Annotated in this window: 6 protein-coding genes; 5 read left to right on the top strand and 1 reads right to left on the bottom strand. The window is 59.3% G+C overall.

From position 1 onward, the window contains the following. Positions 1-91 precede the first annotated feature (91 nt). The gene (locus tag GKG36_RS05365; RefSeq protein ID WP_154256829.1) at positions 92-1,543 is read left to right on the top strand and encodes a M81 family metallopeptidase; all 1,452 of its coding nucleotides are present in this window, start codon (positions 92-94) and stop codon (positions 1,541-1,543) included. A gap of 20 nt (positions 1,544-1,563) precedes the next feature. After that, complete coding sequence (locus GKG36_RS05370) at positions 1,564-3,006, top strand: M81 family metallopeptidase (RefSeq protein ID WP_154256828.1); 1,443 nt, start codon at positions 1,564-1,566, stop codon at positions 3,004-3,006. A 125-nt stretch (positions 3,007-3,131) separates the two neighbouring features. Here GKG36_RS05370 and ppdK read toward each other — a convergent pair whose 3' ends face one another. After that, positions 3,132-5,798: a pyruvate, phosphate dikinase gene (gene ppdK, locus GKG36_RS05375; RefSeq protein WP_154259580.1), complete on the bottom strand. Its 2,667-nt coding sequence runs from the start codon at positions 5,796-5,798 to the stop codon at positions 3,132-3,134. 423 nt (positions 5,799-6,221) lie between these two features. Here ppdK and GKG36_RS05380 point away from each other — a divergent pair, with 423 nt between their 5' ends. From GKG36_RS05380 to mfd, 3 genes are all read left to right on the top strand, one after another. Continuing rightward, entirely contained in the window at positions 6,222-6,980 is a 759-nt protein-coding gene (locus GKG36_RS05380) for a UDP-N-acetylglucosamine diphosphorylase (protein WP_097781281.1), read from the top strand. Between the two features lie 167 nt (positions 6,981-7,147). Beyond that, positions 7,148-7,726 (top strand): aminoacyl-tRNA hydrolase, encoded by a 579-nt coding sequence (gene pth / locus GKG36_RS05385; protein WP_154259582.1) that lies wholly within the window; start codon positions 7,148-7,150, stop codon positions 7,724-7,726. Positions 7,727-8,036: 310 nt separating this feature from the next. Then, the gene (gene mfd / locus GKG36_RS05390; RefSeq protein ID WP_154259584.1) at positions 8,037-11,510 is read left to right on the top strand and encodes a transcription-repair coupling factor; all 3,474 of its coding nucleotides are present in this window, start codon (positions 8,037-8,039) and stop codon (positions 11,508-11,510) included. Position 11,511 lies beyond the last annotated feature (1 nt).

Raw genomic sequence — 11,511 nt, forward strand, 5'->3', positions numbered from 1 at the left:
CGAGAGCCTATTGTAAATCGTCTTATATTGTATTATAATGTCTTATATACTTATTCCATTGCAAATTCGATCAACACAGGAGGTATCTTGCATGTTTCATATCCTTGTTGCACGCTTTATCCTGGAGGCCAATGAGAACATCCCCAAAAAGTGCAATCTAAATGATGTCAGCCTGCACTTCGGGCAGGGCTGCATTGCGCATCTGCAGCTGGGGGACGTGTTTGACCGTCCTGACGTGACCCTTGTGCCAGCGCTGGACGCCAATGCGGCTTCCAACGGCGTGATGAAGCGCACCGCCTTTGATTACATTGAGTCCACCATCCTGCAGACTGTGCAGGAGCATCTTTCCGAACTGGATGGCATCTACCTCCACCTGCACGGCGCCAGTGAGGTAGAGGGCATCGGCTCCGGCGACCACCATATCTTAAAGGAAGTGCGCCGCATCGTAGGCCCTTACATGCCCATTGCTGTGGTATGCGATCCCCACGGTAACCTGTGCAAGGAATATGTGGAAGGCACCACCCTCATCCGCAGCTACCGTGAGTCCCCCCACACTGATGTGGAGCAGACCATCCGCTTTGTCTGCTCCCACCTGTTGGAGCTGTTGGAGCACCGCCGCAGCATCACTCCTGTGTACCGCAAACTGCCGCTAATTCTGGGCGGTGAGCAGAGCGTCTCCGCCGACGAACCGGTGCGCTCCATCAACCAGTATATGGATGAGATGGAAAAGGATGACCGCATCCTCAGCGCCAGCTGGCATGTGGGCTACATCCGCCACGACACCGATGTAGCCGGCTGCGGTGTCGTGGTGATTCCCTCTTCCAATGAGTTCCGCCCCTATGCAGAGCAGAAGGCCGATGAGCTGGCCGCCTATGTGTGGGACCGCCGCCATGAGTTCCACTATACCGGCCTGACTCAGGAACCAGACGAGGCCCTGCAGACCGCACTGCACTGCACCGGCAAGCCCGCCTTCCTCACCGACTCCGGCGACAACACCACCAGCGGTGCCATGGGTGCCAACACATGGGTACTGCGGCAGGTGCTGGCTAAACCCGAAGCCCTGCAGGGCAAGCGGGTGCTGTTTGCCGCCATTCAGGACCCCGCCGTCTATACCCTGCTGGCCGGTCATACCGTTGGTGACACCCTGCCTCTGACCCTTGGCATGGGTCTGGATTCCCTGACCGAGCCGGTACAGCTCACTGTAACCCTGAAGCATCTGGGCCGTCAAGAGGGCACCGTCTTGTTTGCTGAACATGGCGATTTTGGCGGCTGTGCCACCGTGTCGGTAGAGGGCCTGCCCATTGATGTCATCGTCACTGACACGAACCATCCCTTTGTAGAGCGGCATCAGACCCTTGCCGCCGGGGTGGACTGGATGGACTACGATGTGGTGATCGTCAAGACCGGCTACGCCTTTCCTGAACCGACCCAGCAGGGCGCGCTGTGCGTGATGTCCCTGACCGACGGCGCTACCTTGCAGGATACCCGCCGCCTGCCCTTCAAGCGCATCATGCGTCCCATGTTCCCGGTAGACGACATTTGATAAAAAAGGAGAACTGCCTTATGAAGATCCTTGTTGCAAAATTTCAGCTGGAAGCCAATGAGCATGTAGACATGAAGTGCGACCTGCCCAACGTGGCCCTTTCCTACGGACGTGACGCCCTGAGCCATATGCAGGTGGGCGACGTATTCGATGACCTAGGCATTGAACTGGTGCCCGTGATCTGTGCAGACGCTGCCTGCAGCGGCGTGATGAAAAAGACCTGCTTTGATTATATTGAACAGACCATCCTGAATGCCGTGCGCGACAACCTGCGGGATCTGGACGGTATCTACCTGCACCTGCACGGTGCCAGCTATGTGGAAGAGATCGGTTCCGGCGAGCACCATTTGGTGGCCGCCATCCGGCAGATCGTGGGTCCTTACCTGCCACTGGCGGTCTCCTGTGATCCGCACGGCAACCTGACCAAAGAGTATGTGGAGAACACCACCTTTATCCGCAGTTACCGTGAGGCTCCCCACACCGACATTGCCCAGACCGTACAGCGCACCTGCCGCGCCCTGATCGAACTGATCCGCCACCGTCAGAACATCACACCGGTATACCGCAAGCTGCCGCTGATTTTGGGTGGAGAACAGAGCGTTTCTGCCGACGAGCCGGTGCGTTCCTTCAACCAGTACATGGACGAGATGGAGAAAGATCCCCGCATCCTCAGCGCCAGTTGGCATGTGGGCTACCTGCGGCATGACTGCCCAGAGGCCGGCTGCGGCGTGGTGGTGATCCCTGCCACCGGAGCCGACCATGCCTATGCCGAGCAGAAAGCCGACGAGCTGGCCGCCTATGTGTGGGGCAAGCGCCATGAGTTCCACTACACCGGCACTACCGCCCAGCCGGACGAAGCTCTGCGCATGGCGCTGAACTGCCCGGACAAACCGTCGTTTATCACCGACTCCGGCGACAACGTGACCAGCGGTGCTCAGGGCGCTAACACCTTTATCCTGCGTCAGGTGCTGGCTGTGCCGGATCTGCACAAAAAGGTGCTGTTTGCTGCCATCCATGATGCAAAACTCTGCCACGCCCTGCTCAGCCTGCCCATTGACACCGTAACGAATGCTTCTGTCGGCATGGGTTTTGATTCGCTGTCGGCTCCAGTTCCGCTGACTCTGCGGGTACTATACAAAGGCATACAGGAGGGCACCCACATGTACGGCGAGGACGGCAGCTATGGCCCGCTGGTGACCGTTGCTGTAGAGGGCACCCCGCTGGTACTAACGATCACCGACAACAACCACTCCTTTGTGGAGGAGCACCAGTTGGATGCCTGCGGCGTGGACTGGAAGAACTTTGACATCATCGTAGTCAAACAGGGTTATATCCATCCAGAGCTCAAAGCTGCCGGTGCCCTGTGCGTGATGTCCCTCACCGACGGTGCCACCCCGCAGGACACCCGTCTGATTCCCTTCAAGCGCATCATGCGCCCCATGTTCCCCATTGACAACATCTGAGCATGTACCTTTTGCCCGTTTTCTCCAGCTGGCCTGTAAGGCATAACAAACCGCCCCGGCTTCCTGTTACGGAAACCGGGGCGGTTTGTTATGCTTTATTCGTGCTTTCTCAAGCGCTCACGCAATCACTTGCGGGGGTTCTTGATAGCAGCCTGAGCGGCAGCCAGACGTGCGATAGGCACACGGAAGGGAGAGCAGCTGACGTAGTCCAGACCGACATTGTGGCAGAACTCCACGCTCGTGGGGTCGCCGCCGTGCTCGCCGCAGATGCCCAGACCCAGATCGGGACGGGTCTCGCGGCCGTCGTGTGCAGCCATCTTGACCAGCTTGCCAACGCCGATCTGATCCAGATGCTGGAACGGATCGCTCTCGTAGATCTTGTTCTCGTAGTATGCGCCCAGGAACTTGGCGGCATCATCACGGCTGAAGCCGAAGGTCATCTGGGTCAGGTCGTTGGTGCCGAAGCTGAAGAACTCGGCTTCCTTGGCGATCTCGCCGGCAGTCAGGGCTGCGCGGGGGATCTCGATCATGGTACCGACCTGATACTTCATCTCAACGCCTGCAGCAGCGATCAGCTCGTCTGCGACCTTGACCACAACGTCCTTGACGAACTTCAGCTCCTTGACCTCGCCGACCAGCGGGATCATGATGTGCGGGGTGATCACATGGCCGGTCTCAGCAGAGACGTTCAGAGCAGCCTTGATCACAGCGCGGGTCTGCATGGCTGCGATCTCAGGGTAGGTAACAGCCAGACGGCAGCCACGGTGACCCATCATGGGGTTGAACTCGTGCAGAGAAGTAACCACGTTCTTCAGGTCATCAAAGGTCATGCCCATATCGGCAGCCAGCTCCTTGATGTCCTCGTCCTTGGTGGGCAGGAACTCGTGCAGAGGCGGATCCAGATAACGAATGGTCATCGGGCGCTCACCCATGATGCGGTACATGGCCTCGAAGTCACCCTGCTGGAACGGCTCGACCTTGGCCAGAGCAGCTTCGCGCTCTTCCACGGTACGTGCGCAGATCATCTCACGCACAGCCTTGATGCGATCCTCTGCGAAGAACATGTGCTCGGTACGGCACAGGCCGATGCCCTCAGCACCCAGATCCACTGCCTGCTGTGCGTCGCGCGGGTTATCAGCGTTGGTCATGACCAGCAGCTGACGAGCAGCGTCTGCCCAGCCCATGAAGCGGTTGAAGTTCTTATTGCCGGTAGCGGCCACAGTAGCGACCTGCTCGCCGTAGATGTTGCCGGTAGAGCCGTCGATGGAGATCCAGTCGCCCTCGGCGAACTTGTGGCCGTTGATCTCGAAGGTCTTGGCCTCCTCGTCGATCTTGACCTCGTTGTCATTGCCGCAGCCGGAGACACAGCAGGTGCCCATACCACGGGCAACAACAGCTGCGTGGCTGGTCATGCCGCCGCGGACGGTCAGGATGCCCTGAGAGACCTGCATGCCCACGATATCCTCGGGGCTGGTCTCCAGACGGACCAGAACGACCTTCTTCATCTTGCCGGACTTGACCATCTCCTCTGCCTCTTCAGCAGTAAAGACGATCTGGCCGCAGGCAGAACCGGGAGAAGCTGCCAGACCCTTGCCGACGACCTCGGCGGCCTTCAGGGCAGCGGCGTCGAACTGGGGATGCAGCAGGGTATCCAGCTGCTTGGGCTCCACGCGCAGGACAGCTTCCTGCTCGGTGATCATGCCCTCGTCCACCAGATCACATGCGATCTGCAGAGCAGCCTGAGCGGTACGCTTGCCGTTACGGGTCTGCAGCATGTACAGATGGCCGTCCTCGATGGTGAACTCCATATCCTGCATATCGCGGAAGTAGTTCTCCAGACGGGTTGCGATCTCAACGAACTGATCGTACACCTCAGGCATCTGATCCTTCAGGTGGCTGATGGGAGAAGGAGTGCGCACGCCGGCAACAACGTCCTCGCCCTGTGCATTGATCAGGTACTCGCCCATCAGCTTCTTAGCGCCGGTGGCGGGGTCACGGGTGAATGCAACGCCGGTGCCGGAGCGGTCGCCAGAGTTGCCGAATGCCATCTGCTGAACGTTGACAGCGGTGCCCCACTCGTAAGGGATCTCGTTCATCTTACGATAGACATTTGCACGGGGGTTGTCCCAGCTGCGGAAGACGGCCTTGACAGCCTCGATCAGCTGATCGCGGGGATCCTGGGGGAACGGCTTGCCCTCGTTCTCTTCGTAGATCTTCTTGAAGACACCGACCAGTTCCTTCAGGTCATCAGCAGTCAGGTCAACGTCGTTCTTGACGCCCTTGGCTTCCTTCATCTTGTCGATCTCGACCTCGAACAGGCTCTTCGGGACCATCATAACGACGTCCGCGAACATCTGCACAAAGCGGCGGTAGCAGTCGTATGCAAAACGGGCGTTGCCGGTCTTCTTTGCCAGACCTTCAACAGCCTCGTCGTTCAGGCCCAGGTTCAGGATGGTGTCCATCATGCCGGGCATGGACTGACGTGCGCCGGAACGGACGGAGACCAGCAGGGGGTTCTGGTTATCGCCGAACTTCTTGCCAGTGATCTCTTCCAGACCCTTGAGGTGCTCAAAGATATCAGCAGTGATCTCGTCATTGATCTGACGGCCGTCTGCATAATACTGGGTGCAGGCGTCGGTGGTGATGGTGAAACCCTGCGGCACCGGCATACCGGCTGCGGTCATTTCTGCCAGACCAGCACCCTTGCCGCCCAGAGTATTCTTCATGGTGACTTTGTCGCCGCCGAAAGCATCATTGCCTTCGCTGAAGTAGTACAGATACTTTTTGCTCATGCGTTGTTTACCTCCCATTCGTGACTGCAGCACAGCCGCACCGCAGTCTCATCGTTTGCCTTGTCTTAAAAACTCGACCGATGAACATTGTTTGTGAATGCTAAACTATTATACCAGAAAATCCATTCCTTTCCACCATGCAAAATCCCGAATTTGTCTGTTATTTTTTATGCAAATCCCTTGAAATTTGCCAAGTTTTAAGGTAGTATAGAATGGGAGAAAGTTCGAGAGGTTTTTCGTTTTCTGATGCGGATTATCCGTCTGTTGGATACAACTTTCTATCCCTGTAATTTCAGCTTTTTCTTTTTTGTCGGCGCAAAGCTTCTGTTGTATCCATCTTTGGATATGGATGCATCATTTTTCCGGGTCGGGCCTTATCATCCACCCGCCGGGAGCCGCCGTGCCGGAAGGGAGATCTATCGTATGGAAAATTCTGTTTCTTCTGCTGCGCTGAATGCAGCGCGTGAGCAGCTGGATGCCGCCGAAGCCGCCCGCGAGGTCATTCTGCTGCAGCACATCGCAAACGGCGTGATCATCGACAGCCGCACCGTGCAGATCGCACCGGACGTGGTCATCGCCCCGGGTGCCGTCATTCTGGCCGGTACCATCCTGCGCGGCAGAACGGTCATCGGTGCGGGCTGCATCATCGGCCCCAACACCCTCATCGAGGACAGCATCGTAGACGAGGGCAGCACCGTCAACGCCAGTCAGGTATACAGCAGCCACATCGGCCCTCACAACAACATCGGCCCCTTCACCCATGTGCGGGTGAACACCGTCACCGACTACGGCGTGCATCTGGGTGCCTATGTAGAGACCAAGAACTCCAACTTTGCCCGGGGCAACACGGTGAGCCACCTGACCTATATCGGCGACAGCGATGTGGGCAAGTACTGCAACTTCGGCTGCGGCACCGTCACCTGCAACTACGACGGCAAGGATAAGTTCCGCACCCAGATCGGCGATTACTGCTTCATCGGCTGCAACACGAACCTTGTGGCCCCCGTGAAGGTGGGCGATGGTGCCTACACCGCCGCCGGCAGCACCATCACCAAGGACGTGCCCGCACAGGCGCTGGGCATCGCCCGGGAGCGCCAGACCAATCTGGAGGGCTGGGCAGAGCCCAAGATGGAAGCCTACATTGCCAAAAAAAAGAAGCTGGAAGACGAGCAGAGCAAGTAAGCTGTCCGTTTTTCGCGTACAGACCGCTGCACAGGATGGCCCTGCGCGGCGGTTTTTGTTTGCAGGTGCATCTTTTTCGCTTATAATGTATATCTTTTTGCACGCGCGTATGTTATACTTAGGACTTGCATCGGACAATTTATCACAAAAAGGAAAATATAACACTCATGAATACAAATGACATCTGGCTGATCGCCGGTCTTGGCAACCCGGAAACAAAATACGACGGCACCCGCCACAATGCGGGCTATGCCGCGCTGGACTATCTGGCCGACAAGTGGGGCATTTCGGTCAGCAAAACCAAATTTGAAGGCCTGTGGGGTCAGGGCGAAGTGGACGGCCACAAGGTGGTGCTGCTCAAGCCCCTGACCTACATGAACCTTTCGGGCGACTCCATCGCCCCCACGGCGGGCTTTTTCAAGATCCCTGCCGACCACGTCATCGTTCTGTGCGACGATATCACCCAGAACCCCGGCAAGCTGCGCATCCGGCCCTCCGGCTCCGCAGGCGGACATAACGGCCTGAAGAGCATCATCGTCCGCTTGGGCGGGGAGAACTTCCCCCGCATCCGCATCGGCGTGGGTGCCAAGCCCCACCCGGACTACGACCTTGCCGCGTGGGTGCTGGGCAAGTTCCCGGCAGAGGATGCCAAGGCTCTGAGCGGCCGCTACCCTGATCTGGAAGCCGCCGCAAAGCTCATCATGGACGGCAAGCTGAGTCTGGCACAGAGCAAATATAACGGGTAAGAGCCCCATTTAAAACGCCCTCCGCTTGCGCTCTGGGCATTTTCAGCGGAATTTTATTTTTATTGTTTGTGTTTGTCGCGGCCTGCGGGCCGCTCCAAACACATTTTCACCGAGTGGGGCAGCACTGGCAAGCTGCATTTATGTTCTTTGATGCATTTTGAGGTCACGCCCCCTCTCGTGAAAAAGCAGCAGAGAAAAGCCCGCAGGCTTTTCTCTGCTGCAAATAAAAAATAATCATTCCTCTGCCATTGCCAAAGCGAATGCGGCGGCAATTTCAAATCGTCATCCCAGCAGGAAAGGAGGTTTTTCCATGTACGAAGCCTTACTCAAGGCCACACCGGAATATCAGAAGATCGCCGCCAGCTTTGCAAAGCCCGGCCCTGCCGCGCTGTTCGGTCTGCCGCCCGCAGGCCGTGCCCTGCTGTACGCCGCGCTGCAAAAAGACCTTGGCCGGGTGCTGTGCATCGTGACCCCCGGCGAGGCCGAGGCCACCCACTTTGCGGACGACCTCAAGGCACTGGGGCTTGCCGCTGCGGTGTTCCCGCCCCGGGACTTTATGCTGCGCCCAGTGGAGGGCGCGGGCCGCGAGTACGAGTACCGCCGCCTTTCGGTGCTGGGCTCCCTTGCAGGCGGGCGGCTGAACGCGGTCTGCGTGCCCGCCGAAGCGCTGTTGCAGTACACCGTGCCCCGGGATGAATTTTTAAAGAACACTCTTACCCTCAAACCCGGCATGGTGTATAACCGTGAGGGTCTTGTGGCCCGGCTGTTCGCCGCCGGGTATGTGCGGCGCAGTCAGGTGGACGGCCCGGGACAGTTCAGTGTGCGCGGCGATATCGTGGATATCTATGCGCCGGATATGCGCCAGCCTGCCCGCGTGGAGTACTGGGACGACGAGATCGATTCCATTTCTTCCTTCGACCTGCTCACCCAGCGGCGGGACAGCGCACTGGAAAAGATCTATCTTTCCCCTGCCCGCGAGGTGCTGTTCGGCGATACCGCCGAGACTGCCGAGGCCCTGCGTGCCGCCATCAAAAAGGCACGTGGCCGGCACCGCACCGCACTGGAAAAGGCCACGGAAGCCGACCTTGCTCAGCTGGACTCCGGCCTGATGCCGGAAGCCATGGATAAATACTACGGCCTGCGCTATCCGAGCCCGGCCACCCTGCTGGATCATCTGGACACACCGCTGTTCATTCTGGACGAGGTGGGCGGCATCCGGGATGCCCAGAAGGCCACCGAGTTCCGTCGCAGCGAAGAGCTGACCGGCCTGTTGGAAGAGGGTGTGCTCTGCCCCGGGCTGGATGTACTCTACCAGACCATGGACGACCTTGCCGCTGCCGCCCAGAAGCAGAGCACCCTGCTGTGCGAGAACTTCCTGCGCGGCATGAACGAATTTAAGCTGAAAGACCTCATCAACGCCGAGGCCTTTGCCGCCCCCAACTGGAACGGCGACCTTGTCTCCCTGCGAGAAGACCTTGACCCGCTCATTGCGCAGGGCTATGCCGTCACCCTGTTTTCCGGAACGCCCAAGGGTGCCGCCGCCCTCACCCGCGACCTTGCCGACAAGGGCTACTCCGTGAGCATGAGCCGGGATGTGCGGCCCACAAAAGGCATCGTACAGGTGTTGCCGGGCCATCTAACCGCCGGGTGCACCTTTCCGTTTGCCCATGCGGCAGTGCTGTCCAGCCGCAGGCACGGTCTGGAGGAAGAGACCTCCGCCGAGACCAAGAAGCGCAAAAAGAACAAGAACGCCCTTTCCAGCCTTTCGGACATCAAGCCCGGGGACTATGTGGTGCACCAGAGCCACGGCATTGGCATGTATGCGGGCATCCAGCGGCTGGAAGTGCAGGGTGCCACGAAAGATTACCTCAAGGTACAGTATTCCGGCTCGGACGTGCTGTACGTGCCGGTGACCCAGCTGGACCTGCTGAGCCGCTACACCGCCCCCGGCGACGAGGAAAAGGTAAAGCTGGCAAAGCTGGGCGGTGCCGAGTGGCAGCGCACCCGCGCCAAGGTAAAAAAAGCCACCGAGGAAATGGCGCAGGAACTGATCGAGCTCTACGCCCGCCGCCGTCAGGCCACGGGCTACGCCTTCCCGCCGGACGGCGACTGGCAGCGGGACTTTGAGACCCGCTTTGACTACGACGAGACAGACGACCAGCTGAACGCCACCGCCGAGATCAAGCAGGACATGGAAAAGGGCTGGCCCATGGACCGCCTGCTGTGCGGCGACGTGGGCGTGGGCAAGACCGAAGTGGCCCTGCGCGCCGCCTTCAAGTGCGTGATGGGCGGCAAGCAGTGCGCCATCCTTGCCCCCACCACCCTGCTGGCGTGGCAGCACTACAACACCATTCTTTCCCGCATGGAAGCCTTCCCCGTGAAAGTGGAGATGATGTCCCGCTTCCGCACCACAAAACAGCAGAAGGAGACCCTCCGGGGCCTGCAGGCGGGCAGTGTGGACATCGTGGTGGGCACCCACCGGCTGCTGTCCAAGGACGTGAAGTTCCATGACCTCGGCCTTGTCATCATCGATGAAGAGCAGCGCTTCGGTGTGAAGCACAAGGAAAAGCTCAAGGAGAACTTCATCGGGGTGGACATGCTCACCCTGTCGGCCACTCCCATCCCCCGCACGCTGAACATGGCCATGAGCGGCATCCGGGACCTTTCCACCATCGAGCAGCCGCCCATCGAGCGGCAGCCCGTGGAGACCTTTGTGCTGGAATACAACGACGTGATCCTTGCCGAAGCCATGAAGAAGGAGCTTGCCCGGGGCGGGCAGGTGTACTACCTGCACAACCGGGTGGACAACATCGAAGCCTGCGCCGCCCATGTGAGCAAGCTGGTGCCCGGCGCACGCATCGGCATTGCCCACGGCAAGATGACCGAGGAAGAGCTGAACCCCGTGTGGCAGCATCTGCTGAACGGCGAGATCGATATTCTGGTGTGCACCACTCTCATCGAGACCGGCATCGATGTGCGCAACTGCAACACCCTCATCATCGAGGACGCTGACCGCATGGGCCTTGCCCAGCTGTACCAGATCAGAGGCCGGGTGGGCCGCTCCGGCCGCAAGGCCTATGCCTACTTCACCTTCCGGCGGGACAAGACCCTGACCGATATCGCCCAGAAGCGGCTCTCCGCTATCCGGGAGTTCACGGCCTTCGGCTCCGGCTTCCGCATCGCCATGCGGGATCTGCAGATCCGGGGTGCGGGCAGTCTTCTGGGCCACAGCCAGCACGGCCACATGGAGGCCGTGGGCTACGACCTCTACGTGAAGATGCTGGGGCAGGCCATCGCCCGGGCCAAGGGCGAACCTGTCCGGCGGGACAAGAGCGAATGCCTTGTGGACCTGCGGGTGGATGCCTTCATCCCGGAGAAATATATCGCAGACGGCCCGGGCCGCATTGAAGCTTATAAGCGTATTGCCGCCATCCAGACGGCAGAGGATGCCGCCGATGTGCTGGACGAGCTCATCGACCGCTACGGCGACCCGCCGCCCTCGGTAAGCGATCTGGTCAACGTGTCGCTGGTACGCGTGCAGGCCAGCACTGTGGGCGTGACCGAAGTGACCCAGAAAAAGGACACCCTCACCCTGCAGCTGGAAAGTCTGGAGCTGCCCATGATCCGGGGCCTGCTGGTGGCCTTCAATGGCCGCGTCACCGCCGGTGCAGGCAACCGGCCCTATCTCTCGGTCACGCTTCAGCCCGACGAAAAGCCGCTGGAGCTGCTGCAAAGCATCCTCAAGGCGATGGCAGAGATCCTTGCCTCCGCCGAGCAAAAATAAA

Origin of the sequence: Faecalibacterium sp. BIOML-A1 (genome assembly GCF_009679715.1) — a bacterium.
GTDB classification, from domain to species: domain Bacteria; phylum Bacillota; class Clostridia; order Oscillospirales; family Ruminococcaceae; genus Faecalibacterium; species Faecalibacterium taiwanense.

What these genes read in the sequence shown, in the direction of transcription:
- GKG36_RS05365 (WP_154256829.1), top strand. Translation starts at nt 92, where the DNA reads ATGTTTCATATCCTTGTTGCACGCTTTATCCTGGAGGCCAATGAGAAC.
- GKG36_RS05370 (WP_154256828.1), top strand. Translation starts at nt 1,564, where the DNA reads ATGAAGATCCTTGTTGCAAAATTTCAGCTGGAAGCCAATGAGCATGTA.
- ppdK (WP_154259580.1), bottom strand. Translation starts at nt 5,798, where the DNA reads ATGAGCAAAAAGTATCTGTACTACTTCAGCGAAGGCAATGATGCTTTC.
- GKG36_RS05380 (WP_097781281.1), top strand. Translation starts at nt 6,222, where the DNA reads ATGGAAAATTCTGTTTCTTCTGCTGCGCTGAATGCAGCGCGTGAGCAG.
- pth (WP_154259582.1), top strand. Translation starts at nt 7,148, where the DNA reads ATGAATACAAATGACATCTGGCTGATCGCCGGTCTTGGCAACCCGGAA.
- mfd (WP_154259584.1), top strand. Translation starts at nt 8,037, where the DNA reads ATGTACGAAGCCTTACTCAAGGCCACACCGGAATATCAGAAGATCGCC.